We start from the raw sequence: 25,841 nt of genomic DNA, 5'->3' as shown, positions 1-25,841 counted from the left end.
GAACCCACGATGTAGGCAAGGGTGAGGGGCATGACGCGCTCTCCTCTCACGGTCTCGGTCCCGAGCCCCGCCCTGCTCGACGCCCTCCGACCGGGCGACGGCTCCTACGAGCTCGACCTCTGGGACCTGGCCGGCCCGCCTCCCCGTGCGGCCTACGACATGGTCGTCCTCCCCTATCAGGGCGACCCGGCGTTGCTCGACGCGCTGAGGACGGTCGACTGCCGGCTCGTGCAGGCGCAGACGATCGGCGTCGAGGGCGTCCTGGCCGCTCTTCCGCCCGGTGCGCTGCTCGCCAACGCGAGCTCCGTGCACGAGTCGTCCACCGCCGAGCTCGCCGTGGGTCTGGCGATCGCTTCGCTGCGAGGGATCGACACCTACGTGCGCGCGGCGGAGACGGCGACCTGGCGGCAGGTCCCCGGCGAGAGCCTCGCCGACCGGACGGTCGCGATCATCGGCTCCGGCGGGGTGGGGCGCGCGATCGAGCGGCGCCTGGCGGGCTTCGAGGTCGACGTCCTGCGCTTCGCCCGGACGGCGCGGGAGGACGCCGAGCGGCCGGTGCATCCGATCGCCGCGTTCGCGTCCTTCGCCGCCGAGGTCGAGGTCGAGGTCGTCTTCCTCGCCGTCCCCCTCGACGCGTCGACGCACCACCTGGTCGACGACGCCTTCCTCTCCGCGCTCCCGCCGGGCGCGCTGCTCGTGAACGTGTCGCGAGGGGCGGTCGTCGACACGGACGCCCTCGTCGGGCATCTCGAGCGGGGACGGGTGCGGGCGGCGCTGGACGTCGTCGACCCCGAGCCGCTCCCTCCCGCGCACCCGCTCTGGAGCACGCCGAACACGATCCTCACGCCGCACGTCGGCGGCGCCTCCTCAGCCATGACGCCGCGGATCCTCGCGCTGCTCCGCCGGCAGATCGAGGCGCTTCTGCGCTCGGAGCGGCCCGCGAACATCGTCGGGGAGGGGTGAGGGCGGTTTCGTCCGCGGTGCAGGAGGACTCGGCGGGGGAGGCGCTCAGCGGGTCGTGAGCGCTCCTCCCCCGCCGCGGCTCAGAACAGCCGGACCGCGTCGGCCGGTTCGTCCAGGCCGCGCACCAGCGTCGGGATCCGCTTCTTGAAGGCGAAGAACCCGCGCGAGGCCGACGGCCACGCGGAGCCGTCCCAGCGGCGGCGCGCCGTGACGAGCGCGATGCCCTCCTGAGCGAGGGCGGAGCGGAGCGCGTCCAACCGCTCCTGCACGGGGCCGACCGGCGCGTAGGGGACCACCACGGTGTCGAGCCGCTCGGAGGCCGCCCAGTCGACGACCGTCGCGGGCAGCGCATCGGCCAGCACCCGCGCCGGCCGCCCGCCCTTGTCCGACGTGTGCTCCGCGGCGTCGGCGATCGCCGCAGCCGTGAAGTCCTGCACCGCCTCGGAGACCGCGAACGGCGAGCGCTCCCCCGGGTCCGCGAAGACCGCGGTCGCGATCAGCCGCTCCGCGAGCCCGGGCTGCTCGGCGAGGAGGCTCCCCGCGTCGAGGTCCTCCTCGTGCAGCAGGAGTCCGGGCCGGGTGCCGATCGTGCCGTCGACGTCGTCCGGCTCGATCGGCGTCCGGGGCGGGAAGTGCTCCTCGCTGAGCGCGGGCGCCGAGGTGGCGAGGCCCTGCGGCGAGAAGCGGCCCTCGGTGTACTTGGCGATGTTCGACGCGGTCGCGAGGTAGGTCTTGCCCGGGGTCTGCAGGCCGGCGACCCAGCGCCAGGAGAGAGTGTTGGAGGCGGCGTCGCCGTCGAGCAGGTGCCGGTAGAAGAAGTCGGCGCCGAGCTGCCAGGGCAGGCCGAGGGTGAAGACCCAGATGCTCGCGAACCACATGCGCGTGTGATTGTGCAGGTAGCCGGTCTCGACGAGTTCGCGCACCCAGGCGTCCATCGCGTCGATGCCGCTCCGGCCCTCAATCGCGTCGCGGTAGCCGGTCGGGAGGTGACCCTCGAACTCGCTCACCTCGCGGCGGTAGCGGCGCCACACCTCGGGGTTCTGCTCGAGCCAGCCCTTCCAGTAGGTGCGCCAGAACACCTCCTGGACGAACTTCTCCGCGGCGGTCAGCGTGTGGCGGGAGAGAACCGCGGCGACGACCTCCCGCTCGGTGACGAGCCGGTGGCGGAGGTACGGGGAGAGCCCGGACACGTTGCTCCGGGACGGTCCGTGGTCGTGATTGCGCTCACGCGTGTAGGCGGAGCCGGCACGCGCGACGAAGTCGTCGAGCGCCTCGAGACCGGCGGCTCGGGTCGGGATGAACATCCCGCCATCATGCGACGCTCTCCGGGGCGGGGGCTGACAGCGGCGAGCTCAGAGAACTGAGACGCGGACGCGTTCCAGCCGCCGCAGCGGCAGGCCGTCCGTGGCCGATGCGCTGATCGCGGAGACCTCGGCCGGCGACGAGAGGCTCGGCCGAGGGCGGCGTCGGATGCTGATCTCGTCGAGAACAACGGCAGGCAGGATCTGCTCGTCACCAGTGTGAAAGCCCCACTTCATGTGGGGCTTCTGCAGTCTCCGGGGTAAGCGATGCCGCGGGGGAGAGGCTCGACGGGCGGCTGGGCCGGGGTGCCACTCCCACCCCTCCTGCCCCGCCCCTAGGAGACGGGCCCCTCCGCCGCTACGCTCACGACATCCGGGACGGACTCGAGACGGGGGTTCCGATGAGAAGCACGCGCGTAGCGCTGGGGGTCGCCGGCGTGCTGCTCGCGGCGGGCGCGGTCGCGGCCACGACGACGGCCACGACGACGACAGCGACGAGCGTCTCCGCTGCGAAGGCCGGCGAAGACGCCGTACTCGGTATCGAGCAGATCGCCCACCACGATGCCGCGGGCGGCGAGCCCACGATCTCCCCGGAGGAGGCCCTCGCGGAGCGGGTGGCGAACTTCCCCGCTCTGCAGCCGTACGACACGACCGAGCCCCTGGTGCCCGTCTCCGAGCTCGTCGGCTCCCTGCGAGCGGGCAGCGACGACGGCGCCGAGAAGATCCCCGTCTTCGCCGCCGCCCTGGCCTACGGGGATCTGCAGAGGATCAGTCCGCGCCTGGGCTCCGACGTGCAGATCGCCGCGGACCGCCCGGTCTGGGTCCTGACGGCGCACGACACCGTCCAGAACTACGGCGCGATCTCCGGCACGGTGGCGAAGACCTGGGACGTATACACGGTCGTCGTCGACGGCCCCTCGGGCGACATGATCGAGTCCGGGACCGGCCTGGACATCGAAGCGCTCGGCGTCGAGGGGGCGTACGTCGACTAGCGGCCCGGAGGAGGGTCTCGACGCACTGCTCCCGCGCCCCTACCCCTTCGCCTGGAAGTAGACGTCCACGAAGTAGTTCGTGGCGTTGTACGACGACGACGGCATGACCCCGCCGGATCCGTAGCGGTACACGCCGTTGTCGCCGGAGGCCGAGGTCAGCGGGCCGTTCGTGACCGGCGACGCCAGCCCGGCTCCCGTGGCGGCGTAGTAGCCCGCCGGCGCGAGGTACGACACCGTGTAGCGGGCGCCCGGCACGAGCTCGACCGGCGTCGCGAAGGCGGCGCTCTGCCAGCCGGTGGCGGTCTCGCCGGTGAAGGTCACCTGCGCGATCCGCGTGCCGGAGGCGTCCCACAGCGAGCCGACGTGGGTGCCGGTGTTGCGGGAGCCCTTGTAGAAGGCGATGCCCGTGGCGCTGCCCGCGGCGGAGGCGGTGAAGGCCATCCCCACCTCGACCGAGGACGAGTCCTCCACGGAGGCGGTCGCGGGCGTCGCGTCGGCGAACAGGCGCGTGCCCGCTGGGGTGGTCGGCGTCGGGGTCGGGGTCGGCGTGGGAGCCGCCGACGGCGTGAAGGAGACGTCGACCAGGTAGTTCGTGGTCGAGCGCTGCCCCGCGAAGCCGCCGGAGTAGGTGTAGGCGCCGGAGTCGCTCGCGGTGACCAGCGGACCGCGCGTGGATCCGGAGCCGAAGCCGTTGATCGTGGCGGAGTAGGTGCCGGTGGTCGACGTGTAGGCGGCGACGTAGTCGGTGCCGCCGGTCACGGCCACCGGAGTGGCGAAGACGACCTGCTGCCAGCCGGCCGTGCTCTCGGCGGTGAAGGTCGCGCGGCCGATCTCGGCGCCGGTGTCGGCGTTCGAGAGGGTGCCGATATGGGTGCCGGTGTTGCCGGGGCCCTTGTAGAAGCGGAGCGAGGTGACGGTGCCGTCGACGAGCGGGGCGAAGCGGACGCCGAGCGTGACCGGGGTGCCCTCGGCGACCTGGGCGATCCCGGGGGTCGTCGAGTCGTCGAAGAGCCGACACGGGCACGCTCCCGCGACGGTGTCGGGCGCCTGCGTGGTGAAGGTCCAGCTGCCGCCCGAGGTGACCGCTCCGCCGCCGGTCGCGGTGCCGGCGAGGGTCGCGGTGTAGCCGGTCGACGCGGCGAGCGGGGAGGTGGGCGTGAAGGTGGCGGTGCGGGTGGTGGCGTTGTACGCGGTGCTGCCCGCGACGCTCGCGCCGGCGGCGGTCTTCAGGGTCATCGCGACGGAGGTCGCCGTCACCGCCTTCGAGAAGACGGCCGAGACCTTCGTCGACGGCGCGACGCTCGAGGAGCCGGCGAGCGGCGTCTGCGAGGCGACGCTCAGGGGCGTGGCGTCGACCGTGCTGTAGACGGCGTCGACGTAGTAGTTGTTCGCGCGGTAGCTGTCGGTCGGGAAGCCGCCGGTGGTGCTGTAGACCCCGGCGGGCGTCGCTCCGAAGCCGCCGGCCACCTTCAGCGGGGCCGCGTCGTAGCCGGCGCTCGACCAGAACCAGTCCGCGGCCGAGTAGCGGCCGGTCGTGGTCGTGTACGAGACGACGTAGGTGGTGCCGGCGGTGACGGCGACGGGCGCGCCGAACGTGGCGGTCTGCCAGCCGCTCGCCGTCTCGTTCGCGAAGGCGACGGTGGCCAGCTGCCGGCCGTCGACGCTCCAGAGGGCGCCCGTGTGCGGGCCGGTGTTGCCCGCGCTCTTGTAGAAGCGCACGCCCTGGACGAAGCCGTCGGCGGTCGGGGTGAAGCGCAGGCCGAGGGTGGCCGGATCGACGTCGCCGGAATCGGCGGTCTTCGGCACCTCGGCGCCGAACACGGTGGCCGTGCCGGTGATGGTGACGGCGCGGCTGGTGACGGCGCCGATGTTCGCGCTGTCGTCGACGGCGCGCACCCGGATCGTGCCGGTGCCGGTCCCGTGCTGGACGTAGCTGTAGGTCCAGGAGGTGGTGCCGGAGGCGGGGTGCCAGGTGCTGCCGTCCGTCGAGACCTCGACGCCGGCGACCTTGCCCGCGGCGTCGGACGCGCTGCCCGAGACCGTGACGCTGCTGCCGTTGGCCTTGCTGGTGGCGCCCGAGGGGTTCGTCACCGAGACGGTCGGGCCCGCGGTATCGGTGCTCTTCGTCGCGGCGACCAGGCCGCTCATCAGCGTGGTGGGCTGCACGCCCATGTCGGCGAAGAGGTTCACCTGCGCCTGCTGCATCCGGAGGTCGGCGGCTGCGCCGTTGCCGTCGTGCTCCTGGTCGAGGCCCCAGGTCCACTGCACGGAGCCGGCGGAGAACACCAGCGCGCCGCTCGACGCCTTGTAGAGCGTGAGGTTGTGCCGGGTGGTGCCCGCCGCGACGGTGGTGCCGAAGTCCTGCAGGTACTCGGGGACGGCGCCGGTCGTCGTCGAGAGGCGGATCAGGCCGGACGGGCGGGCGCCGTTGTCGACGTCCTCGTTCGACTCGTAGCCGATGGTGTGCGGGGCCAGCGCGGCGCGGCTGCCGGTGGCGAGCCCGGTGAGCGAGGTGTTGCGCCAGAGCCGCAGCTTCCCCTCCGCGGCGCTGACCGTCACGGGCAGATCGGAGTAGTTGACCATGTAGAGCGTGCCGGCCAGGGAGTTCTCGGGCCGGCCGCCGCCGTTCGCCACGGAGGCGAAGCGCGGGTCGCGCCAGGTGCCGGTGGACTCGGCCGCCGGGTCGGTCTTCGCGTTCGCCCAGGTCTCCTTGTAGGTGACGACGGTACGGTAGTCGGCGCCGCCGGGGGTCTGCGACGGCTCGTAGCGGGTGCGCCAGTAGTTCTCGTTGCCGGAGAGGAACTGCAGGTTCACCCCGGCGTCGCGGGCGGCCGTGACGTTCGCACGCTGGGCGCCGGACCAGTACTCGTCGTGGCCGACCGAGAGGAAGGTGCGGTGCTGCTTCAGCGCCGAGCCGAAGCGGTCGGTGTCGATCCCGGAGAAGTAGCTGACGTCGTAGCCGTTGCGCTCGAGGAAGCGCACCAGCGGGTACTCGTTGGCGAAGTAGAAGTCGCGGCCCTGGTTGTCGCCGCGGGTGGTGACGGGGCGGTTGTAGCTGAGCTTGTAGGCGCGGCCGTTGGCGCCGCCGCTGTAGAAGTTCGAGCCGCCGTAGGTGTTGTAGGCCTGCCAGGTGGGGTCGGAGGTCTGGAAGAGCACGGCCGAGGTGCTGGCGGTGTCGCGCACGATGAAGGTGATCTGGCTCCGGCCGCCGGTGTCGGCACGGGTCAGCAGCGCGACGTAGACGCCGGAGACGGCGGTGCTCGGCACGTCCCAGCCCGCCGAGACGGCCCAGGTGCCGCAGTCGTAGAGCTCGGTGGTGACGTCCGAGAGGCACTCGGGCTGGATCTGCGGGAGGGCCGCGGTCGGGGTCACCGAGGTGATCAGGCGGGCGCCCTTCCCGGCGTACCAGCCGGTGCGGTAGACGTCGATGGAGTACGCCGCGGCGTCGGTGTCGATCTTGAAGTCGATCCGCTGGCCGACGTCGACGCTGATGTCGGTGGAGTAGCCCTGGATGGACGGGTCGCCGGCCCCGGAGACGTCCCAGACCGACGGGTCGGTGCCCGGCTTCGCGTTCTCGCAGACGATCGCGTTCTGCCCGGGTGCGCACGCGGTCTCGGCGCTCGCGGTGGGCACGACGACGCCGACGACGACGAGGGCGAGCACGGCGGCGACCGCGAGGAGCGAGGCGCGCAGCCGGCCGCGGCGCGCGGGTCTCGGAGGGACCTCCGCGGAGGAGCGGAGCGGGGGTCGCAGGGGCGTGCACGGGTCGATGTCGGGGTCCATGAGGACGCCTTTCGGGGGGTCGTCCCCGCGCCGGGTACGCGGGAGCCGGCGTCGCGGTGACGTCCGGGGACGCGCCGCACCCGGGTCCCGCGGGGGTCCGTGCGCTCCCCCGCCAGGATTCGGGGGAGAAGGGACGCCGGGCGGGTGGACCGGGAGAGCCGAGCGTCTCGAAACTACCGGAATCCCGGGGCGATCGGGGTCTCGATCCGGCGTCGGACCCGGTCTCAGCCGGCGGAGTCGGCGACGGCGACGTGCTGCGCGTCGTTCTCCGCGCGGCGGTAGTGCCGGTTGCGGACCGAGAGGATGCTGCCGCCGATGAGCGCGGCGAGGAACGAGCCCGCGAGCACGCCCACCTTCACGTGGTCGTCGGACTCGCTGCCGGCGCCGTAGGAGAGCTCGCCGACCAGGAGCGAGACGGTGAAGCCGATACCGGCGACGAAGGCCATGCCGAGGACGTCGATCCAGCGGATCGTCGGGTCGAGCGAGATGCCGCGGAAGCGGGTCAGGAGGAAGGTGCTGCCGGTGATGCCGATGGCCTTGCCGAGGACGAGTCCGGCGATGATGCCCACGGCGATGGAGTCCTGGAACGACGCGATCAGGCCCGAGACGCCGCCGACGGTGACTCCGGCGGAGAAGAAGGCGAAGACGGGGACGGCGAACGCGGTCGAGAGGACGCTCCACCGGTCGGCGAAGTGGGCGGCGAGGCCGTCGTAGAGCGGCTTCCCGGCCTGGTCGGTGCCGACCTGCACGCGCGCGCGCTTCGTGGCGACGACCGGGACGACGAAGCCCAGCAGCACTCCGGCGACCGTCGCGTGGATCCCGGAGGCGTGCACGAGCGCCCAGGTCGCGACACCCAGCGGGATGAGCACCCACCAGGCGCGGACGCCGCGCTGCACGCAGACGGCGAAGACCGCGAGCGGGATCAGGGCGAGCAGCAGCATCAGCACGTCGATGCCGGCGGTGTAGAAGACGGCGATGATCGTGATCGCGATCAGGTCGTCGACGACCGCGAGGGTCAGGAGGAACGTGCGCAGAGCGGGCGGCAGGAACTTCCCGACGACGGCGATGACGGCGACGGCGAAGGCGATGTCGGTCGCAGCCGGGATCGCCCAGCCGTCCAGCGCCGCTCCGCCGCGCGGGAGGTTGATCGCAACGAAGATCAGCGCGGGGACGACCACGCCGCCGGCCGCGGCGACGATCGGCACGACGGCGGTGCGCGGATCGCGCAGCTTGCCGGCGACGAACTCCTCCTTGAGCTCGAGGCCCACGACGAAGAAGAAGATCGCGAGCAGGCCGTCGGCGGCCCAGGAGCCGACGGAGAGGTCCAGGTGCAGCGCCTCCGGGCCGAAGCGGAAGTCGCGGACTGTCTCGTAGAGGCCGGAGGCGGGGCTGTTGGCGATGATCAGGGCGAGCAGGGTCGCGCTCAGGAGGAGGGCTCCGCCTGTCGTGTCCTTCTGCAGGGTCTGGCGGAGTCCGCGCCAGATCGAGTGCGGGGCCTGGTCGGCGGGCAGGGGGTGATGCGGCATGAGTGCTCCGGTCGGAGGAAGAGGGGACGCGGGGACGCGCGACCGCAGGCTCCTTCGGAGGGACGGTCGCGGGTCAGGCGCGCGGCGGCGGGCAGCCGGCGATCTCGCCGTGCGCGTTCGTGCCCCAGAGGCTCATCCAGCCGTTGGTCCCCGAGGTGCGCTTGGTCAGCAGCAGCCGCGTGGGGAACGCCGCCGGCACCGCGGCGCGGGCGCGCGCGGAGCGGACGACAGGAGGAATCACCCGGTCAGGGTAGCGGAGCCCGCTGGGCGGGGGCAGGGACGCCGACGACGGGCCGCCCCGTGATCGAGGCCGGATCGTTACCGAGAGAGCGCTCTCCTGAGACGTACGCTGGCCAGACGCAGCTGGGGGGCTCCTCCCCTCGTCGCACCATCACTCAACGAGGAGGAACCATGCGGTCATCCCTGCACCGTCGTCTCACCCTTCCGGTCGCCGTTCTCGCGGCCGCCGGTCTCGCGCTCGCGGGCTGCTCCAGCAGCAGCGACCCCAACGACCCGAACGCCGGCGGCGGCGCGAGCTCCGGCGGCGCCGCGGGCGACGGCTCGGTCACCGTCTACGGCACGATCAACGGCGACGAGGCGACCCTGCTCGAGGAGTCCTGGGCGGACTGGGAAGAGGAGTCGGGGATCGAGATCGACTACACCGGCGACAAGGGCTTCGAGCAGCAGATCGGCATCAAGGTCCAGGGCGGTGACGTCCCGGACCTCGCGATCTTCCCGCAGCCGGGACTCCTCGCCGACACGGTGGCGTCGGGCAAGGTGAAGGAGCTGCCCGAGGGCGCTCTGGCGAACGTGAAGCAGAACTGGTCGGAGGACTGGCAGAAGTACGGCCAGGTCGACGGCACCCAGTACGGCGCTCCGCTGATGGCGAGCGTCAAGGGCTACGTCTGGTACTCCCCGGCCAAGTTCGCGGAGTGGGGCGTCTCGGTCCCGACGACCTGGGACGAGATGGAGGCGCTGGGGACGACCATCGCCGAGAAGTCCGGCGGACCGTCCTGGTGCGCGGGCTTCGCCTCCGACGCCGCGTCGGGCTGGCCGGGCACGGACTGGATCGAGGACGCCGTCCTCCGCGAGGCCGGCCCGGACGTCTACGACTCCTGGGTCGCGGGCGACACCCCGTTCACCGACCCCGAGATCAAGGCCGCGTTCGACCGGGTCGGCTCGATCCTGCTCGACCCGACGCTCGTCAACGCGGGCTACGGCGACGTGTCCTCGATCAACTCCACGGCCTTCGGCGACGTCGCGCAGAACATCGCGAACGGCTCCTGCGCGCTGACCCACCAGGCGTCCTTCTTCGAGGGCTTCATCACCGGCGCCGACGCCACGGTGGCGGAGGACGGCGACGTCTGGGCGTTCCTCACCCCGCCGATCGCCGCGGACGACGACCAGGCCGTCACCGGTGGTGGCGAGTTCGTCGCCGCGTTCTCCGACGACGAGGACACCGCGAAGGTCCAGGAGTACCTGGCCAGCGCCGACTGGGCCAACAGCCGCGTCTCGCTCGGCGGCGTCATCTCGGCGAACACGGGTCTCGACCCGGAGAACGCGAGCAGTGACGTGCTGAAGGACTCGATCGCGATCCTGCAGGACCCGAACACGACCTTCCGCTTCGACGCCTCCGACCTGATGCCCAAGGCCGTCGGCTCCGACAGCTTCTTCAAGGGCATCGTGGACTGGATCGACGGCTCGAGCACCGACCAGGTCCTCGACACCATCCAGGCGGGTTACACCTCGTAGCGGCCGGGCCTGCATGCTGATCGAGCGGCTCGCGCAGCGGATGCTGATCGATACGCCCGCGCAGCGGGCGTATCGAGATCCACCGTCTCCAGCAGGGCGGGTCTCGATACGCCGCCTCCGATGGCTACTCGACCAGCATGGGGACCTCCACCCGCAGGGTGGTCGGCTTGCTCCTGCCGCAGCGTCATGTGGTCTGCTCGAAGCACACGCCGTCCCGCTTCGAGAGGTCCGCCATGCACCCGTTCCCGACCCCGCCCCGTGAGGTCCTGATCGGCGACGCCGCGGCGTTCGTCGGCGTCACCCCGCGGACGATCCGGCACTACCACCAGATCGGCCTGCTCCCCGAACGCGAGCGGGGCGGCGACGGGCGCCGCCGGTACGGGCACGCGGAGATCGTCCGGCTGCTCTGGATCCGCCGCACGGCCGACGCCGGGATCGCCCTCGACGACATCCGCGACGCCTTCGACGGCGCCGATGCCGCCACCGCGGACGGCGAGGACGGGGTCGCCGCCGTCCTCGCCAAGCTGGAGGACACTCTCGCCGCGCAGGAGGCCGAGCTGCAGCGGCAGCGGGTGTCGGTGCAGCGCATGCGCACCCTCGGCAGCCGGCTGGGCCTGCTCGACGACCTCGTGTCCGGCCGACTCGAGGGCGCCCCCGAGGGCTCGTTGCGCCAGGACGACCTGGGCGTCCTGCTGGTCACCGAGCGGGTGTTCGGCCCGCTCGGCGCCGCCATCCAGGCGGGCCGCTTCGCCGCTCTCGCCGCGCACCCCGACCTGCGCGCCGAGTCCGACCGCGTCGACGCGGCGGAGGAGGCCCTGGACGACACCGTCGCCGTCGACGATCCGCGGGTGGCGCAGGTGGCGGCCGAGCGGCACGCCTTCGAGACGGAGCTGCTGCGCGTCTGCGTGGAGTCCGGCCAGCTGGAGGAGGACGACGCCCTCGCCGAGGCCTGGGACGAGCGGCACCCGCCCGAGGACGACGAGACGCGCGCCCCCGCGGCCGGTCCGCGCGCGAGGAGCGCGGCGGACGTCATCCGCAGCCTTCCCTACGACTTCTCCCCGGCCCGCGTGCGCTGCATGGAGCTGGCGGTGCAGCTCGGCGCGGAGGAGCCGCCGGCGTCCTGACCGCTCGGTTCAGCCCGCGCGGATGCGGTCGACGAGATCCTGCGCGTCCTCGACGCCCGGGAGGATCTGCACCGAACCGCCCTCGATCGCCTGCAGGACCGCCACGGCCGAGACGACCACGTCTCGACCAGCATGAGGCGGACGCGCGAGTGGACCCGGAACGGGCTCCGGCCCAGGCGCAGAGCCCGACGCGCGTCCACTCGCGCGAGCCGGCCTCGCCGAGGGGGCGCGCACAGGGGCCTGCTCATGCCTCGAGGCCCGTCGCGGGTCCACTCGAGAAGTCATGCTGATCGAGGAGGCCGCCCAGCAGGCGGACGCCGGAGCAGTCCTCCGGTGGTCGAGCGCTTGCCGACGTTCGGCCAGGTCTGGTCGACTGGCGTCATGCCTGCCGACACGCTCCCCGCCAGCCGCATCGAGGCCGTCGTCTTCGACGTCATCGGGACGCTCGTGGACGAGGACTCGGCGTGGGCGAGCGCGGCGGAGCGCCTCTCCGCCGCGGCGGGGCTCGGCGATCCTGCGGCCCTGCACCGGCGCTGGGCGGGGCTGCTCGACGAGCGGATGAGCGAGGTCGTCGCCGGACGGGCGCCGTGGCGGCGCCATCGGCAGCTCGTCGTCGACGCGGCGCGCGACGCGATCACGAGCTGCGGCGGGACGCCGGACCCAAAGGCACTGGCGGAGGTCGCGGAGCTGGAGGACTCCTACCCGGCCTGGCCGGACGTCGCGGCAGCGACTGCAGCATTGCGCCAGGACAGGATCGTGGCCGGCGTCAGCAACGCCGACCTCGACGCCCTCGCCCGGCTCGCCAACCGCAACGGCATCGCCTGGGATCTCGCGCTCTCGACCGCGTCCGTGCGGACTTTCAAGCCGGCGCCCGCGGCGTACGAGTACGCGATCGTTGCACTGGGCAGCCCGCCCGAGCGGATGCTCTTCGTCGCCGCGCACCCGTGGGACCTCCGCGCCGCCCGCGAGCACGGCTTCCGCACCGCGTACGTCGCCCGGCCCGGCGCCGAGCGCCCTGCGGAGGACGACGGCTTCGACCTCGTGCTCGACGACCTCTCGACGCTGGCCGGACGCCTGGGCTGACGGGCGGGTCTCGATACGCCGCCTGCGGCGGCTACTCGACCAGCATGTGGCGGGCGCGCGAGTGGACCCGGAACGAGGCTCGACCGAGGGCCAGACCCCGACACGCGTCCCCTCGCGCACCTCAGCGCCTCCGACTGGACGCGCACCGGGGCCTGCTCCGAGCGCGAGACCCCTCACTGGTCCGTTCGCGAGTCATGCTGATCGAGCAGCCCGAGCAGCGGGCGTCTCGAGATCCCCGCACCCGGCACAGGCGCTCCACGGCCGCGCCGCTCAGGGGATCAGCCGCCGGTCGCGGAGGTCCTGGAAGAGGCGCAGGAACATCGCCTCGGTGTCGACGTACTCGTGGAAGCCCGCGCGCCGCGACTTGGAGGTGTCGGCGATGACGTCGTAGTCCCAGCCGAAGACGAAGTCGCCGAACCGCCAGGACGACACGTCCTCGTACGGGGTGGGCACGAGCCCGTGGCGCTCGATCATCGCCTGCCAGAGGGCGCCCTTGTCGGCCATCACCTCGGTCAGGCTCATCGGCAGCGGCGGGGCGACCTCGAGATCGAAGAACGCGGCGATCCTCGGCCACATCGACGACCACCGGAACAGGTCGCCGTTGGTGATGTTGTACGCCTGATCGCGGCTGCCCGGATCGGTCGCCGCCCAGACGGTGGCCTTCGCGAGGAGATCCGCGTCGGTCATCTCGATCAGGCTCGTGTACGCGCCGGGCGCCCCGGGGAAGCGCAGCGGGATCCCGAGCTCCCGGCTCATCGAGGCGTAGACGGCGATCACCATCGCGAGATTCATCGGGTTGCCGAGGCCGACGCCGGCGACGACCGACGGGCGCAGCGCGGACCAGGACCACCGGGCGCCCGCCGACCGGTTCTCGAGGAAGCGCTGCTGGTCGACGTTGAACTCCGGCGGCATGTGCGGCGGGTCGTCCTCCCTCGCGGGCGTGGCGAACGGCCCGAGGTGCGCTCCGTAGACCTTGTAGCCCTGCATCAGCGAGACGTGCTCGAGACCCGGGGCGACGGGCTCGATCGCGTCGACGACGTGGGTGAGCATCGCCAGGTTGGGCGCGACCAGCTCCGCCCAGGTCGGCCGGTCCTGATACGCGGCGTAGAAGACGTGCGTGACCGCCGTCTCCTCCGCGAGGGCCGCCGCCGTCGCCTCCCGGTCGAGCAGGTCGACCGCGATCTGCCGCACCCGAGCGGTGTCCGCGCCGCCGCGCCGCGAGACGCCGACGACGTCCCAGTCGCCCTCCTGCTCGAGGTGCCGGATCAGATTCCCCCCGATCACTCCTCGCGCTCCGATCACCAGTGCTGTCCTCGTCATGCGGCTCTCTCCTCACATCGTGTTTTCACGATGCCCTGTCTAGCAGACATCGGGATATCGCGATGTGGCGATAAGCTGGCGGCATGACGGAGCTGAGCGACGAGGAACTGGTGACGGCGTTCAAGGCGCTCGGGCATCCGACGCGTCTGGCGATCCTCGGCTGGCTGAAGGAGCCCGGCTCCTTCCCCCCGCAGGACAGGCCGGCCGAGGAGGTCGGCGTGTGCCTCAAGCACATCCAGGCCCGCGCCGACGTGTCGCAGTCCACGGCGTCGCAGTTCATGGCGACCCTGCAGCGGGCCGGCCTGGTCACCTGCACCCGGATCGGTCCGTGGTCGCACTACCGGCGCAACGAGGAGACCCTCGCCGCCCTCGGCCTGGCCGTGCTCGACGGCGTTCAGGCCTCCTGACGACGCTCGAGTCGCGTCGCCAGCGCGGCGGCGGCCGCCACGCCGACCGTGTCGACCGGCTCCCGGCCGAGGAGTGCGGCCAGGTCGCCGCCCGGCTCCCCGAGGAAGCCGTGGCGGACCGCCGTGTGGATCGACATCAGCATCGCGGGCTGGAACGGCTTCAGTCCCGCGGACCCGTACGACGCCCGGCGCTCCGCGAGGCCGAGGTCGTCGAGCGGGACGCCCAGCCGCTCGGCCACGTCGCCCGCGGTGATCGCCGGTCCGACCAGGTCGTAGGCGCGGTCCTCGTGCTCGCCCGGCGCTGCGGCCACCGTCGCGGCGACCTCCGCCAGGTCCTCGCGGGCGACGGCGGCGAGCGCTCCCTCGCCGAACGCCGAGACGAGCCGGGGCCCGGACCAGGTGAGGAGCGAGCCGAAGAGGTCGGCGTAGAGCCCGTTGCGGAGGACCGTCCAGCGGAGGGACCCGCGGGCGAGGCGGCGCTCGGTCCAGCGGTGCGCGAGGGCGAAGGCGAGGTGGTCGCCGGCCGCGGTGACGCTCGTGTAGACGACGTGCCGGACGCCGTCGCGCTCCGCCGCGGCGAGCGCCGTCTCGTGCCGCGCGACGACGACGTCGTCCTCCGCCTCGCCCGCCGAGACGAGGACGAGGGTGTCCACGCCCGCGAAGGAGACGGTCGACGGATCGTCGAGGTCGATCCTCCGCAGACCCGGCCTCTCCTGGCGGCTGCTGCCGATCGCGGGGACTCCGCGCCGGAGGAGGGTGTCGAGGATCGCGGAGCCGAGCTGCCCGGTCGCGCCGGTGACGAGGATCACGGTCTCACCTTTCGTGGTTCTGCGGTATGACTACGCTCTGATCGTGCTGCGCCCCGTCAGCCCCGACAAGGAGGCACTCTCGTGTCACTCACGCACACCGGAGTAACCGCCGACCTCGAGCCCTGCGGCCGGGAGGACCATCCCGACTGCGGGATCCGCGACGTCCTGACCCGGGTCGGCGACACCTGGTCGGTGCTCGTGATCGTCGAGCTCGCGAGCGGTGAGCGGCGCTTCCGCGAGCTCCAGCGCGCGATCGACGGGATCTCGCAGCGCATGCTGACGCTGACCCTCCGCCGCCTCGAGCGGGACGGCCTGGTCGCGCGGACCGTCTTCCCGACCGTGCCGGCGCAGGTGTCCTACGCCCTCACCGCCTCCGGCAGCAGCCTCACCCACCTCGTGAAGGCCCTCGCCGACTGGTCGCTCGAGCAGCGGCCGGCGATCGCCGCGGCCCGCGACCGCTACGACGAGCAGAACCCGGGGCACGCCCTCCGCTGACACGCTGCCCGGGGAGGAGAATGGCCCGGTGGACATGCGGACCGTCGAAGTGCTGAAGGCGCTGGGCAACCCCACCCGCCTGCAGATCATGGAGTGGCTGCGGACGCCCGAGGCCTCCTTCAGCGAGTACGAGCCCATCGCCGACCGCGCCTCGGGCCCCTTCATGCTGATCGAGTAGCCCGCGCAGCGGACGTATCGAGATCCACCGTCGCCAGGACGCCGGGTCTCGATACGCCGCCTCCGGCGCCTACTCGACCAACATGGAAGGCACCGCCGGAGGCGCCTACTCGACCAGCATGCGGGCACCGCCTGAGGCGGTTACTCCGCCGGCAGCAGCTCCGCCACCAGCGCCTGCACGCGGGCGCGGATGTCGTCGCGGATCGGGCGGACCTCCTCGAGGGGGCGGCCCTTGGGGTCGGCGAGGTCCCAGTCCTCGTAGCGCCTGCCCGGGAAGACCGGGCAGACGTCGCCGCAGCCCATCGTGATCACGACGTCCGAGGCCTGCACCTGCTCGGTCGTCATCAGCTGCGGGACCGCCTGCGAGATGTCGATGCCCTCCTCCGCCATCGCCGCGACCGCGACCGGGTTGATGCTCTCGCCCGGCTCGGAGCCGCCGGAGCGCACCTGGACGGCACCGCCCGAGAGCTCGCGCAGGTAGCCGGCGGCCATCTGCGAGCGGCCGGCGTTGTGGATGCAGACGAAGAGGACGGTGGGGGCGGTCATCCCGGGCTCCTGAAGGTGAGGGGGCTGCCCGCGTCGATCGACACCGGCGCGACCGAATCTACCGACAGCGCCCAACGTCTTCGCGTTCACCGGGGCCCCAGCGGTGACGCGCCGGCGGGCTCCGCCTCCTCGCCTTCGCAGAGTCGCCGGATCTCGAAACCTTATTTATTTAATTTCTTCATTTGGTCTCGATCCTCAGGCGGCATGGAGGGCACGGGACGACCTCGGGCGCCGCCGTGGACCAGCGCGCGCCCGCGCTTCTGGAGTCGCGCGCGCCCGCCCGCCCGGCGCACACTGGCCGGGCCCCCTCCCGCGACGACCCCTCGGACGGATCACCGTGCTCACCGGACTCAGCGCCTTCCCCCTCACCCCGCTCCGCGACGACGCCGTGGACGAGCCGGCGTTCGCCGCGCTCGTCGAGCGCCTCGCCGCGGCCGGCGTCGACTCGATCGGGGCGCTCGGCTCGACCGGCTCCGCCGCCTACCTCGATCGCGGGGAGCGGCGCCGGGTCGCCTCGCTCGCCGTCCGGCACGCGGGCGCGGTGCCGGTCGTCGTCGGGATCAGCGCGCTGCGCACCTCGCAGGTGCTCACCCTCGCGGAGGACGCGCAGGAGGCGGGTGCCGCCGCAGTGCTCCTCGCCTCGGTGAGCTACCAGCCGCTGACCGACGACGACGTCCTCGGCCTCTACGAGGACGTCACCGCGCAGCTGTCCGTGCCGCTCGTCGTCTACGACAACCCCACCACCACGCGAGTCGCGCTGACCGACGAGCTGTACGGCGCGATCGCCGACCTGCCCTGGGTCGCCTCGATCAAGATCCCCGGGGTCCCCGCCGATCCGGCCGCCGCGGCCGAGCGGGTGGCCGCGATCCGAGCGCAGGTCCCCGCCGGCGTCACGATCGGCGTCTCCGGTGACGCGTCCGCCGCCCGAGGCCTGCTCGCCGGCTGCGACGCCTGGTACTCGGTGATCGGCGGCACGCTCCCCGGCCCCGCTCGCACGATCCTCCGAGCCGCGCAGTCCGGCGACCACGCCGCCGCCCAGGCCGAGTCCGCTCGGCTCCAGCCCCTCTGGGACCTCTTCGCCGAGCACGGCGGCAGCTACCGGGTGATCGCGGCGATCGCCGAGCAGCTCGGCCTGGCCGCCCCGGACTGCCTGCCCCGCCCGATCCGCGGCCTCGACGCGCGAGCGCGCGCCCGGGTCGCCGAGGTCGTCGCCGCCCTCGACCTCGGCACCCCCGCCGGCTGAGCTCACGGCGCGTCCGTCACCTCCGGCGCATCCAGCACCACCCGCCCGTCCAGCGCCAGCCGATCCAGGAACGCGTCGTCGTGGCTGACGACGAGGAGTCCGCCGCGCCAGGCCCGCAGCACCTCGACCAGGTGGTCGGCCGTCGCCAGGTCGAGGTCGTTGGTCGGCTCGTCGAGCACGAGCAGCTGCGGCACCGGGCGCGCGAGGACGACCCCGGCGAGCGCCACCCGGAAGCGCTCCCCGCCCGAGAGCGTCGACGCGGGTCGGTCGACGATCGCGCCGCGCAGCAGCAGCCGCGCGAGCGCGTCGCGCAGGGCCGGGATCGGCAGGTCGGGTGCGGCTCGCGCGACGTGCTCGAGCACGGTGCGGTCGTCGTCGAGCATGTCCTCGCGGTGCTGAGCGAGGTAGCCGACGCGCTCGGTGAGCGCCCGCGCGTCCGTGCCGGGGACGGGATGCGGGCGCGGCGGCTCCGCGCCGACGAGCCGCTCGAGCAGCAGGGTCTTCCCGGTGCCGTTGGCGCCGATCAGGCCGAGGCGCTCCGGCCCCTGGAGCACCGTGGTCCGGCCGCGGACGGTCAGCTCGGCGAGCCGCCGGGTCGCGGGAACGCCCGGGTCGGGCAGGTCGAGCCGCACCGCGTCGTCGTCGCGGCGCCGCCCGGACGCCTCGTCGACCCGGTCCTTCGCGCGCGCCTCGGCCTCGGCGTGACCCGAGCGGAGCCGTCCGGCGGTCCCCTCCGCGCGGCCGCGGCGGAAGTCGGCGGCGCCCTTCGGCATCGACCGCCCCGACTTCTCCCCCGCCTTCGTGCGGCGGGCGATCGTGGTCTGCGCCTCGATCCGCTGGCGCTTCTCGGCGCGCAGCACCTGCTCGGCCGCCCGGACGTCGCGCTCGACGGCCGCGCGCTCGACGGCGAGCCGCTCCTCGAAGTCGGAGAACGTGCCCGCCGAGGTGCGCAGGTCGCCGTCGCGCAGCTCCGCGATCTCGTCGACGTGCTCGAGCAGCTCCCGGTCGTGGCTGACGACGACGAGGGTGCCGCGCCAGCCGTCGACCAGCGCGAGCAGCAGCTGCCGGGAGCGGCGGTCGAGGTCGTTCGTCGGCTCGTCGAGGACCGCGATCGGCCGGCCGCGCAGCACCACTCCCGTCACGGCCGCGAGGACCGCCTGCCCGCCGGAGAGCATCGAGACGGGGCGGAGCAGGTCGGCGGCGTCGAGGTCGAGGCCGGCCGTGCTCAGCGCAGCGACGGCCCGGGCCTCGACGTCCCAGTCGTCGGCGAGGGCCTCGAAGCGGTCGGCCCCGGCGTCGCCGGCCAGGATCGCGTGCAGGGCGTCGAGCCGGCCGCGGATCCCGAGCAGATCGGCGACCGTGTCGTCTGCGCCGCGCGGCAGGCGCTGCGGCAGCAGGTCGACTGCGCCGGTCGCGCTGACGGTTCCGGAGGTCGGCGCGAGGTCGCCGGCGACGAGCCGCACGAGCGTCGACTTGCCGGCGCCGTTGGCTCCCACGAGCGCGGTGCGGCCGCGGCCGAAGGCGGCGGTGACGCGGTCGAGGACGATCGAGCCGTCGGGCCAGGCGAACGAGCAGTCGGTGAGGACGAGGGACGGAGGGGTCGGTGAAGTGGAGAAGGGCACGGTGCTCCCGGTGGTCGCGTCGGCGCACGACGACCACCGCTCTCCGCCGGGGCGGGAGCGCGCGTCCGCCCGGTTCAGCGGGCGGGAGCAGGGGTCGTCAGTGCGAGGGCAGCTGCTGCGTCGTGGACGCAGTACCGGTGCTGGTGCGCACGAGACCGTCTTTCCTGCGGGGAGCCCCCGTGTCCGCGAGCCGATCGGCCGGCCGGTGAGGTGGCCGCCCCGACGTCGCGGCTCGCGACGAGGTACACGTCGACGCTACGCGCGGACCGGGGGCGGCCGCAAGGGTGGGGCGTGACGGCCGCCCTATCCGCCGACGACCAATCGGCCAACAGCCTGTTGGCCGATTGTCGCGTCGCGGATCTCCGCTACTGCACCAGCGCCAGCAGCGCGCGGATGTCCGCGGCGAGCAGGTCCGGCTCCTCGTGCGGGGCGAAGTGGCCGCCGCGGGGCATGGCCGTGTACCGGACGACGTCGTAGCTGCGCTCGGCCCAGCTGCGCGGCGGGTGCGTCAGGTCGAAGGGGAAGACGGCGAGCGCGGTGGGCACGGCGACCCGGCCGACCCGCGCCGTCCGCCCGGTCGCGTACTCCCAGTAGGGCCGGACCGACGTGGAGATCGAGTCGGTGAACCAGTAGAGCGAGGCGAGGGTGAGCAGGTACTCGTCGTCGAAGCGGGTCGAGAGATCGCCGCCGCAGTCGCTCCAGGCCCGGTGCTTCTCGAGGATCCAGGCGAGCAGGCCGACCGGCGAGTCGGACAGCGCGGGCGCGAGGGTGAGCGGCCGGGTCTGCTGCTGGTGCTCGTACGCGCCCTCGTCCGCGAACCAGGTGCGCTGCTCCTCGACGTGCGCGCGCTCCTCGGCGGTGAGGGAGTCCTCCTCGACGTGCCGCGGCGAGGCGACGGCGAGCAGGTGGATGCCCGCGACGGCCTCCGGGTGGCTCTCGGCCAGCCGCGAGGTGATGCCGGCACCCAGATCGCCCCCGTGCGCGGCGTAGCGGGCGAACCCGAGCTCCTCGGTCATCAGCCGGTGCCAGAGCTCGTGCGTCTGCTCGTCCAGCCCGGGCCGCTGCGGCGAGAAGGGGAAGCCCGGCAGGGCGGGCACGACGACGGTGGCCGCCTCCGCCGGGTCGCCGCCGAAGCGCGACGGCGTGGCGAGCCGCTCGGCGAGCGCCACCAGCTCGAGCGCGGTGCTGGGCCAGCCGTTCGTCAGGACGATCGGCAGGCGACCGGGTGTCTCGGCCTCGAAGCGGAGGTAGGCCACGGGCGTCCCGTCGAGGTCGGCCTGCGCCCAGGGCAGCGCGCGCATCCGCCGCTCCTGCGCCGGCCAGTCGAACCCCTCGGCCCAGCGCCGAGCCAGCCGCCGCAGCTCGGCCTGATCGGTCCCGGCCGCCCAGCCCTCGACCGGCCAGTCGGGCGACCAGCGGGTCCGGCGGACGCGCTCGCGGAGCTCGGCCCACTCCTCGGCGGTGACAGCGGGGACCGGAGAGGTGGGGCGGGACGGGGTCATCGCTCGACCGTAGCGGCGGCGGCCGACATCAGAACAGGTCGGGGCCCTCCTGCTCCTGCGCCGTCGACGACGCGACCTCGACGGCCTCGTGGCGCAGCGACGCGGTGACGTCGCGGGCGCCGGAGACGGACTCGACCCGGAGCGTCACGCGCTCGACGGGGACGACGGTCCGGACGACGTCGATCCGCTCCTCGTGCAGGACGACGACGATCGACTCCTGCGGGGCCGCCGTGATCGCGTCGGGCAGCGGCGGCCCGTCGAGGATCGGCTCGCGGGTGACGCGCAGCTCCTCGCGGCGGACGTCCACGGTGATCGTCCGCTGCTCGGTCACGACGACCCGCCGGACGCGGACGCGCTCGGTGGCGTGCCTGCGCGTGCCGACGAGGAGGCGCTCCTCGTGCAGGACCACCTCGGCGGTCGGCGCCGGTCCCGGCTCGGACGCGGTCGGCTCGGACGGTGTCGCGCTCATGGGGTCCCCTCGGTCTGACGCGGACGCGGCCGGCCCTGCTCGGAGCGAGCGGAGCCGGCCGCGGATGGTGCGGGTGGTGCGGTCGTGCGCCTAGCGGGGGCGGCGCGCGGTGGTCGCCGGGGCGGCCTGCTTCGCCTGGTCGGCGGCGCGCTTGGCCTGCTCGGTGACGGAGGGAGCGTTCTGCGCCTCCTGCTGGATCTTCGGCGCCTCCTCCTCGGCCTTCGTGAGGATCGCCTCCCAGCGCTGCTGCATCGGCTTGATCAGGCCGCCGCCCGCGCCGACGATGATGACGCCCGCGATGATCGCGAGGACGGCGATGAGGATCGGCGTGGTGACCGTGGTCGCGACCTCGATCTGGTTCAGAGCCGCGGTGACCCCGAGGAAGAGGATGAACACCGCGACGATGTTCCCGAGGACCTTGCCGTAGGAGAGGCCGCCCAGGGTGTTCTGGATCAGGCCCTTCGCGCCGGCGGCGATCGCGGCGGCGAGCACGACGATGATGATCGCGACGATGATCTTCGGCAGGAAGCCGATGATGCCCTGCAGCAGATCGCTGACCGGGTTGGGGCCGAAGACACCGAAGGCGAACTGCAGCACGAAGAGCACGAGCGTGTAGTAGATGATCTTCGACACGATGTCGGACGCGTCCAGCGTCGAGTTCGCGAGGGCCTTCTTGATGCCGCCGCGCTCGACGGCGCGGTCGAAGCCGACCTTGGTGAGCAGGCGCGAGAGGCCCTTCTCGATGAGCTTGGCGACGATCAGGCCGACGATGAGGATGAGCAGGAACAGCAGCGCGAGCGGGACGAACGCGATGACCGCGGCCAGTCCGTTCTGCAGAGCGGCGGGGAGATCCATGGGGGAGCCTTTCGGGCACGGTCCGGAGCAGGACGGGTGAGGGTGGTGCAGGGGGTCGTGCGGGGTGGTGCGGGTGCGGCGGCCGGCGAGCGGTGCTGCTCACCGGCCGCCGCGGGTCCCGCTAGGAGCGCGCGTCGCGGTCGGCGACGGTCTCCTCGGCGCCGGAGCGGGTGCCGGTGCGGGTGTCCTCGGGCTCGACGAGCTCGATCTCCTCGTGCGAGACGTCGGCGTCGACGGTGCGCTGCTCGGTCACGGTCTCGGTGCCGAGCGACACGCGCTCGACGGGGACCGTCTCCTTCGCGGTGACGACGCGCTCCTCGGTGAGGACCACCTCGTGCTCCTCCTCGCTGAGGTCGGGACCGGCGAGGGCGTCGCCGGCGTTCGCCTCGGTGATCGGCTCGCGGGTGAGGGTGACCTCGTCGTGGCTCACCGGGACCGTCTTCGAGACCTGCTCGGTGACGATGTGCTTGCGCAGGCGGGCGCGGCCGGCCTCGACGCGCTCGGTGCCGACGCGCAGGCGCTCCTCGGAGCGGGTCATCGCGTCGTCGGTCGTCGGGCCCGACGTGTCGTGGCCCTCGGTGCCGCGGTCGCGGTCGATGCCGGCACTGCGGTCGACGTCGCGGTCGGCGTCGGCGCCGCGGTCGGCGTCCTGGTCGTAGAGGGGCGCCTCGGTCGGCGCGGCAGCGGTGCCGCCCAGGCCGTAGTACGAGTAGAGGGCCTGCTCCTCGTCGGCGGAGAGCTGGCCGTCGTCCTCGATGCGCGGCGCGTCCTTGACGAAGGACTTCTCGTAGCCGACGCGGAGGACGCCGCCCTCGTAGCTCGCGTCCGCGAGGGGCGCGAACGACTCCGAGGAGCCGAACAGGCCGGTGCGGACGGTGACCCAGGTCGGGGTCTGCGTGCTGTCCTCGACGTAGACCTGGCCGACGGTGCCGATCTTGGCGTCGTCGCTGCCGTGCACGTCGGCGCCGATCAGGCTGTCGATGCTGCTGCTGTCGATCATGGTGCTCTCTCTTCTCTCCCGGGACGGTGCCGCGGGGATCGCTGGTGCGGGGGTCGCTGGTGCGGAGGCGAAGCGGAGCCGCGCCGCCTGCGCAGCGGGTTCTGCGGGGCGGCGGGTGCTCCTCGGGGAGGCGGACCGGCGCGGGATCCGCGAGGGGCACGGTCCGGCAGCGGCACACTTACAGCGTAAGCCTCGTCGGAGCTTACGGCGTAAGCGTTGTTACGGTGGAAGTGCTTGCCTTCGCGGCACCGCACCTGGTATCCGGGCGGGCGAGCACTGCAGGAAGGCGCGGTGCATGACCGACAGCGACACGGACTCCGGCGGCGACGGCGGCAGGACCGACGGCGGCAGGGCCCGCGGTGACAAGCCGAAGCGGAGCGGCTCCCCCGCCCGCAAGCTCAACCGCGACCTCATCGTCGAGACCGCTCTCGCGATGATCGACCGCACCGGCCCCGAGGCGCTCTCCATGCGCACCCTCGCGCAGGAGCTGGGCGTCGAGGCGATGTCGCTCTACCGCTACGTGCACGGCAAGGAGGACCTCCTCGAGGGCGTCATCGCGCTGCTCATGCGCGAGCTCACCGTGCGCCTCGACGAGGCCGAGAGCCGGCACTGGCAGGAGTTCCTGCAGACGGCCGCCCACGAGGTCCGGCGCATCGCGACCGATCACCCGAAGGCCTTCCCGCTGGTCGCGACCCGGCACCCGGCGGCGCCCTGGCTCCGCCCGCCGCTGCGCAGCATCGAGGCCGTGAACACCTTCCTCCGCTCGCTCACCGGCAGCGGGCTCACCGACGCGCAGGCCGTCGGCGCCTACCGCTCGTTCAGCAGCTTCCTGCTCGGCCAGCTGCTGCTGCAGGCCGTGGTGCAGGGCGCCGAGACCTCGCCGACCGACCTCCCGCTCGACGAGGGCGACGCGACCATCCCGCAGGGCGACGGGAACGTCTCCCTCGACGTCGCGCCCGAGGTCCGGCGGCTGCGCGGCCTGCTCAGCGAGGACCATAGCGACGAGGAGTTCGAGATCTCGCTCGAGGTGCTCCTCGACCGGCTCGACCGGGAGCTCTCGCAGTAGCCCTCGCTGCTCCGCGGGGTGCAGCGACCCCCAAAGAGCCGTTTGACGGTCCGCCGGGCGCCGCGTGACGATGGCCGCATGTCCACTCTCGAGGAGCTGCGCGCCACCGCCCACCCGATCCGGCTCCGACTGCTGTCCCTGGTGACCGGTGCCGCGGCGAGCGCAGCCGAGGCCGCGCGCGAGCTGGGCCTCTCGCAGGCGACCGCGAGCTACCACTTCCGCGTGCTCGAGCGGGCCGGGCTGGTGCGGGTGGTCGAGACGGTGCGGCTGCGCGGCGGCGAGGCGAAGCGCTACCGGCACGAGTCGTCGGGTCGGCCGTTCGACGTGACGGCGGCCGTCGAGGCCGGGCCGGCGGAGGACCGGCAGCTGCACCTGGAGGCGCTGATCGAGGAGCTGCGGCGCCGATCCGCGGCGCGCGCCGACGGTCCGCAGCTGTCGACGGACGCCGAGCTCTGGGTCGATCCGGAGACCTGGCGGCGGGTCGTCCGCCACGTCGGCGAGGCGTCGGCGCTGCTGCACGCCGCGGCCCGGCCGCCCCGGAGCCCGGGCACGGTGCCGGTGTCGATGACGACCGCGCTGTTCCCGCTGCGGCGGCCGTGACTCCGCCGCCCGCGGCCCGGGCGCCCAGCCCTCTCGCGCACCGTCCGTTCCGCCGGCTGCTCGCCGCCCGGACGACCGCGGTGCTCGGCAACGCCGTCGCGCCGATCGCCCTGGCCTTCGCGGTCCTCGACCTGACCGGCTCGGCGACCGACCTCGGCCTGGTCGTCGCCGCGCGCTCGCTCGCCAACGTCGCCGTGCTGCTGCTCGGCGGCGTCCTCGCCGATCGGCTGCCGCGCTCCGTGATCCTGGTCGGCACCTCCCTCGCCGCCGCCGGCACCCAGGCGGTCGTCGCCGCCCTGGTGATCAGCGGGACCGCGAGCATCCCCGCCCTCGTCGTGCTCGGCGTGCTGAACGGCGCCGTCGCGGCCGTGAGCCTTCCTGCCGCGTCCGCCCTCGTCCCGGAGACCGTCCCCGTGGGCGAGCTGCGCCCCGCGAACGCGCTGCTCCGCCTCGGCCTCACCGCCGGGACGATCGTGGGCGCGTCGGGCGGGGCGGCCGTCGTCGCGCTCGTCGGGCCGGGGTGGGGGCTCGCGATCGATGCCGCCGGCTTCGCACTCGCCGCGCTCCTCTACTCCGGACTGCGCCTGCCCGCGGCGACCCGGTCCGGCGCCCCCGGCTCCGTGCTCGGCGACCTCCGCGACGGCTGGCGGGAGTTCTCCGGCCGGCGCTGGGTCTGGATCGTCGTGGCCCAGTTCACGGTGCTGAACGCCGCGTTCGTCGGCGCGACCACGGTGCTCGGGCCGGTGATCGCCGACGGGTCCTTCGGCCGCGCGGCCTGGGGGCTGGTCGTCGCCGCGCAGACCGTCGGCCTCGCGCTCGGCGCCGTGATCGCCCTGCGCTGGCGGCCGCGGCGGGCGCTGGCCATCGGCGTCGCCCTGATGGCGGTCACGGCCGTCCCGGTCGCGGCCCTCGGACTCGTCCCCGCGCTCCCCGCACTGATCGTCGCCTTCGCGCTCGGCGGCGTCGCGCTCGAGGTGTTCGCCATCGCCTGGGACCAGTCGCTGCAGACCCACGTGCCGCGCGAGGCGCTGGCCCGGGTCTACTCGTACGACATGGTCGGCTCGTTCCTCGCCGTTCCGCTCGGCGAGGCGCTCGTCGGACCGCTCGCGGACCTCGTCGGCACGCGGGCCGTCCTGCTCGGCTGCGCGGCGGTGATCGTGGCGGCGTCGCTGCTCGCCTTCGCCAGCAGGAGCGTCCGCGGCGTGG

Annotated in this window: 24 protein-coding genes and 1 pseudogene; 12 read left to right on the top strand and 13 right to left on the bottom strand. The window is 73.4% G+C overall.

Translation table 11 applies throughout. From position 1 onward, the window contains the following. The first annotated feature begins 30 nt into the window (after positions 1-30). Complete coding sequence (locus HRK28_RS15355) at positions 31-963, top strand: 2-hydroxyacid dehydrogenase (RefSeq protein ID WP_173252227.1); 933 nt, start codon at positions 31-33, stop codon at positions 961-963. Between the two features lie 80 nt (positions 964-1,043). Here the strand turns inward: HRK28_RS15355 and HRK28_RS15350 are convergent, their stop codons facing one another. Both HRK28_RS15350 and HRK28_RS15345 read right to left on the bottom strand, forming a co-directional pair. Next, complete coding sequence (locus HRK28_RS15350; RefSeq protein WP_173252226.1) at positions 1,044-2,267, bottom strand: FAD-binding domain-containing protein; 1,224 nt, start codon at positions 2,265-2,267, stop codon at positions 1,044-1,046. 48 nt (positions 2,268-2,315) lie between these two features. Further along, the gene (locus HRK28_RS15345; protein WP_173252225.1) at positions 2,316-2,501 is read right to left on the bottom strand and encodes a hypothetical protein; all 186 of its coding nucleotides are present in this window, start codon (positions 2,499-2,501) and stop codon (positions 2,316-2,318) included. Between the two features lie 164 nt (positions 2,502-2,665). Here HRK28_RS15345 and HRK28_RS15340 point away from each other — a divergent pair, with 164 nt between their 5' ends. Continuing rightward, a complete protein-coding gene (locus tag HRK28_RS15340) occupies positions 2,666-3,256 on the top strand; it encodes a hypothetical protein (protein WP_173252224.1) in 591 nt (196 codons plus the stop codon). A 39-nt stretch (positions 3,257-3,295) separates the two neighbouring features. Here HRK28_RS15340 and HRK28_RS15335 read toward each other — a convergent pair whose 3' ends face one another. From HRK28_RS15335 to HRK28_RS15325, 3 genes are all read right to left on the bottom strand, one after another. Further along, complete coding sequence (locus tag HRK28_RS15335; protein ID WP_173252223.1) at positions 3,296-7,039, bottom strand: DUF4082 domain-containing protein; 3,744 nt, start codon at positions 7,037-7,039, stop codon at positions 3,296-3,298. A 224-nt stretch (positions 7,040-7,263) separates the two neighbouring features. After that, a complete protein-coding gene (gene nhaA / locus HRK28_RS15330) occupies positions 7,264-8,565 on the bottom strand; it encodes a Na+/H+ antiporter NhaA (RefSeq protein ID WP_160086325.1) in 1,302 nt (433 codons plus the stop codon). Between the two features lie 73 nt (positions 8,566-8,638). Beyond that, positions 8,639-8,806, bottom strand: a complete 168-nt coding sequence (locus tag HRK28_RS15325) for a hypothetical protein (RefSeq protein ID WP_160086323.1) — start codon at positions 8,804-8,806, stop codon at positions 8,639-8,641. 170 nt (positions 8,807-8,976) lie between these two features. Between HRK28_RS15325 and HRK28_RS15320 the strand changes: the two genes are divergently transcribed. The 3 genes from HRK28_RS15320 to HRK28_RS15310 all read left to right on the top strand — a co-directional run bounded on the left by HRK28_RS15320 (position 8,977) and on the right by HRK28_RS15310 (position 12,524). Continuing rightward, positions 8,977-10,317 carry an ABC transporter substrate-binding protein gene (locus HRK28_RS15320; protein ID WP_173252222.1) on the top strand — a complete coding sequence of 447 codons (1,341 nt, stop codon included), beginning with the start codon at positions 8,977-8,979 and terminating at the stop codon, positions 10,315-10,317. Positions 10,318-10,550: 233 nt separating this feature from the next. Beyond that, complete coding sequence (locus tag HRK28_RS15315; RefSeq protein WP_173252221.1) at positions 10,551-11,441, top strand: MerR family transcriptional regulator; 891 nt, start codon at positions 10,551-10,553, stop codon at positions 11,439-11,441. Positions 11,442-11,822: 381 nt separating this feature from the next. Beyond that, complete coding sequence (locus tag HRK28_RS15310) at positions 11,823-12,524, top strand: haloacid dehalogenase type II (protein ID WP_173252220.1); 702 nt, start codon at positions 11,823-11,825, stop codon at positions 12,522-12,524. 270 nt (positions 12,525-12,794) lie between these two features. On the opposite strand, the gene HRK28_RS15305 is transcribed toward HRK28_RS15310, so the two are convergent. Next, the gene (locus tag HRK28_RS15305) at positions 12,795-13,844 is read right to left on the bottom strand and encodes an SDR family oxidoreductase (protein WP_173252219.1); all 1,050 of its coding nucleotides are present in this window, start codon (positions 13,842-13,844) and stop codon (positions 12,795-12,797) included. 83 nt (positions 13,845-13,927) lie between these two features. Here HRK28_RS15305 and HRK28_RS15300 point away from each other — a divergent pair, with 83 nt between their 5' ends. Continuing rightward, the gene (locus tag HRK28_RS15300) at positions 13,928-14,251 is read left to right on the top strand and encodes a helix-turn-helix transcriptional regulator (protein WP_173252218.1); all 324 of its coding nucleotides are present in this window, start codon (positions 13,928-13,930) and stop codon (positions 14,249-14,251) included. Here HRK28_RS15300 and HRK28_RS15295 read toward each other — a convergent pair. Next, positions 14,239-15,060, bottom strand: coding sequence for an NAD(P)H-binding protein (locus HRK28_RS15295; protein WP_173252217.1), 822 nt, complete (start codon positions 15,058-15,060; stop codon positions 14,239-14,241). The genes HRK28_RS15300 and HRK28_RS15295 overlap by 13 nt on opposite strands. An 81-nt stretch (positions 15,061-15,141) precedes the next feature. On the opposite strand from HRK28_RS15295, the gene HRK28_RS15290 reads away from it, so the two are divergent. Then, on the top strand, positions 15,142-15,555 hold the full coding sequence (locus tag HRK28_RS15290; RefSeq protein WP_160086273.1) for a helix-turn-helix domain-containing protein: 414 nt from the start codon (positions 15,142-15,144) through the stop codon (positions 15,553-15,555). Positions 15,556-15,583: 28 nt separating this feature from the next. Next, complete coding sequence (locus HRK28_RS15285; protein WP_208543711.1) at positions 15,584-15,733, top strand: helix-turn-helix transcriptional regulator; 150 nt, start codon at positions 15,584-15,586, stop codon at positions 15,731-15,733. Between the two features lie 140 nt (positions 15,734-15,873). Here the strand turns inward: HRK28_RS15285 and HRK28_RS15280 are convergent, their stop codons facing one another. After that, entirely contained in the window at positions 15,874-16,278 is a 405-nt protein-coding gene (locus HRK28_RS15280; protein ID WP_173252216.1) for an arsenate reductase ArsC, read from the bottom strand. A 337-nt stretch (positions 16,279-16,615) separates the two neighbouring features. On the opposite strand from HRK28_RS15280, the gene HRK28_RS15275 reads away from it, so the two are divergent. Then, positions 16,616-17,521 (top strand): dihydrodipicolinate synthase family protein, encoded by a 906-nt coding sequence (locus HRK28_RS15275; protein WP_173252215.1) that lies wholly within the window; start codon positions 16,616-16,618, stop codon positions 17,519-17,521. 2 nt (positions 17,522-17,523) lie between these two features. Here HRK28_RS15275 and HRK28_RS15270 read toward each other — a convergent pair whose 3' ends face one another. The 5 genes from HRK28_RS15270 to HRK28_RS15250 all read right to left on the bottom strand — a co-directional run bounded on the left by HRK28_RS15270 (position 17,524) and on the right by HRK28_RS15250 (position 22,969). Then, entirely contained in the window at positions 17,524-19,143 is a 1,620-nt protein-coding gene (locus tag HRK28_RS15270) for an ATP-binding cassette domain-containing protein (protein ID WP_173252214.1), read from the bottom strand. 365 nt (positions 19,144-19,508) lie between these two features. After that, positions 19,509-20,645, bottom strand: a complete 1,137-nt coding sequence (locus tag HRK28_RS15265) for an epoxide hydrolase family protein (protein ID WP_173252213.1) — start codon at positions 20,643-20,645, stop codon at positions 19,509-19,511. A gap of 28 nt (positions 20,646-20,673) precedes the next feature. After that, on the bottom strand, positions 20,674-21,114 hold the full coding sequence (locus HRK28_RS15260; protein ID WP_173252212.1) for a YsnF/AvaK domain-containing protein: 441 nt from the start codon (positions 21,112-21,114) through the stop codon (positions 20,674-20,676). Positions 21,115-21,204: 90 nt separating this feature from the next. Further along, entirely contained in the window at positions 21,205-21,969 is a 765-nt protein-coding gene (locus HRK28_RS15255) for a hypothetical protein (protein ID WP_123706183.1), read from the bottom strand. 121 nt (positions 21,970-22,090) lie between these two features. Further along, a complete protein-coding gene (locus HRK28_RS15250; protein ID WP_173252211.1) occupies positions 22,091-22,969 on the bottom strand; it encodes a DUF2382 domain-containing protein in 879 nt (292 codons plus the stop codon). Positions 22,970-23,264: 295 nt separating this feature from the next. Between HRK28_RS15250 and HRK28_RS15245 the strand changes: the two genes are divergently transcribed. The 3 genes and pseudogenes from HRK28_RS15245 to HRK28_RS15235 all read left to right on the top strand — a co-directional run. After that, positions 23,265-24,035 (top strand): TetR/AcrR family transcriptional regulator C-terminal domain-containing protein, encoded by a 771-nt coding sequence (locus tag HRK28_RS15245; protein ID WP_173252210.1) that lies wholly within the window; start codon positions 23,265-23,267, stop codon positions 24,033-24,035. Between the two features lie 78 nt (positions 24,036-24,113). Then, entirely contained in the window at positions 24,114-24,635 is a 522-nt protein-coding gene (locus tag HRK28_RS15240) for a helix-turn-helix domain-containing protein (RefSeq protein ID WP_173252209.1), read from the top strand. Beyond that, positions 24,632-25,813 (top strand): annotated as a pseudogene (locus HRK28_RS15235) (MFS transporter); the annotation flags it as partial. The gene HRK28_RS15240 and the pseudogene HRK28_RS15235, both read left to right, overlap by 4 nt. Positions 25,814-25,841: the final 28 nt, after the last annotated feature.

This window comes from Rathayibacter sp. VKM Ac-2835, assembly GCF_013266705.1.
Lineage (GTDB): Bacteria > Actinomycetota > Actinomycetes > Actinomycetales > Microbacteriaceae > Rathayibacter.
This window is presented reverse-complemented; position numbering and strand designations above follow the sequence as displayed.

What these genes read in the sequence shown, in the direction of transcription:
- HRK28_RS15265 (WP_173252213.1), bottom strand. Translation starts at nt 20,645, where the DNA reads ATGACCCCGTCCCGCCCCACCTCTCCGGTCCCCGCTGTCACCGCCGAG.
- HRK28_RS15335 (WP_173252223.1), bottom strand. Translation starts at nt 7,039, where the DNA reads ATGGACCCCGACATCGACCCGTGCACGCCCCTGCGACCCCCGCTCCGC.
- HRK28_RS15350 (WP_173252226.1), bottom strand. Translation starts at nt 2,267, where the DNA reads ATGTTCATCCCGACCCGAGCCGCCGGTCTCGAGGCGCTCGACGACTTC.
- HRK28_RS15300 (WP_173252218.1), top strand. Translation starts at nt 13,928, where the DNA reads ATGACGGAGCTGAGCGACGAGGAACTGGTGACGGCGTTCAAGGCGCTC.
- HRK28_RS15260 (WP_173252212.1), bottom strand. Translation starts at nt 21,114, where the DNA reads ATGAGCGCGACACCGTCCGAGCCGACCGCGTCCGAGCCGGGACCGGCG.
- HRK28_RS15305 (WP_173252219.1), bottom strand. Translation starts at nt 13,844, where the DNA reads ATGACGAGGACAGCACTGGTGATCGGAGCGCGAGGAGTGATCGGGGGG.
- HRK28_RS15250 (WP_173252211.1), bottom strand. Translation starts at nt 22,969, where the DNA reads ATGATCGACAGCAGCAGCATCGACAGCCTGATCGGCGCCGACGTGCAC.
- HRK28_RS15340 (WP_173252224.1), top strand. Translation starts at nt 2,666, where the DNA reads ATGAGAAGCACGCGCGTAGCGCTGGGGGTCGCCGGCGTGCTGCTCGCG.
- HRK28_RS15345 (WP_173252225.1), bottom strand. Translation starts at nt 2,501, where the DNA reads ATGAAGTGGGGCTTTCACACTGGTGACGAGCAGATCCTGCCTGCCGTT.
- HRK28_RS15320 (WP_173252222.1), top strand. Translation starts at nt 8,977, where the DNA reads ATGCGGTCATCCCTGCACCGTCGTCTCACCCTTCCGGTCGCCGTTCTC.
- HRK28_RS15315 (WP_173252221.1), top strand. Translation starts at nt 10,551, where the DNA reads ATGCACCCGTTCCCGACCCCGCCCCGTGAGGTCCTGATCGGCGACGCC.
- HRK28_RS15240 (WP_173252209.1), top strand. Translation starts at nt 24,114, where the DNA reads ATGTCCACTCTCGAGGAGCTGCGCGCCACCGCCCACCCGATCCGGCTC.
- nhaA (WP_160086325.1), bottom strand. Translation starts at nt 8,565, where the DNA reads ATGCCGCATCACCCCCTGCCCGCCGACCAGGCCCCGCACTCGATCTGG.
- HRK28_RS15245 (WP_173252210.1), top strand. Translation starts at nt 23,265, where the DNA reads ATGACCGACAGCGACACGGACTCCGGCGGCGACGGCGGCAGGACCGAC.
- HRK28_RS15355 (WP_173252227.1), top strand. Translation starts at nt 31, where the DNA reads ATGACGCGCTCTCCTCTCACGGTCTCGGTCCCGAGCCCCGCCCTGCTC.
- HRK28_RS15280 (WP_173252216.1), bottom strand. Translation starts at nt 16,278, where the DNA reads ATGACCGCCCCCACCGTCCTCTTCGTCTGCATCCACAACGCCGGCCGC.
- HRK28_RS15310 (WP_173252220.1), top strand. Translation starts at nt 11,823, where the DNA reads ATGCCTGCCGACACGCTCCCCGCCAGCCGCATCGAGGCCGTCGTCTTC.
- HRK28_RS15255 (WP_123706183.1), bottom strand. Translation starts at nt 21,969, where the DNA reads ATGGATCTCCCCGCCGCTCTGCAGAACGGACTGGCCGCGGTCATCGCG.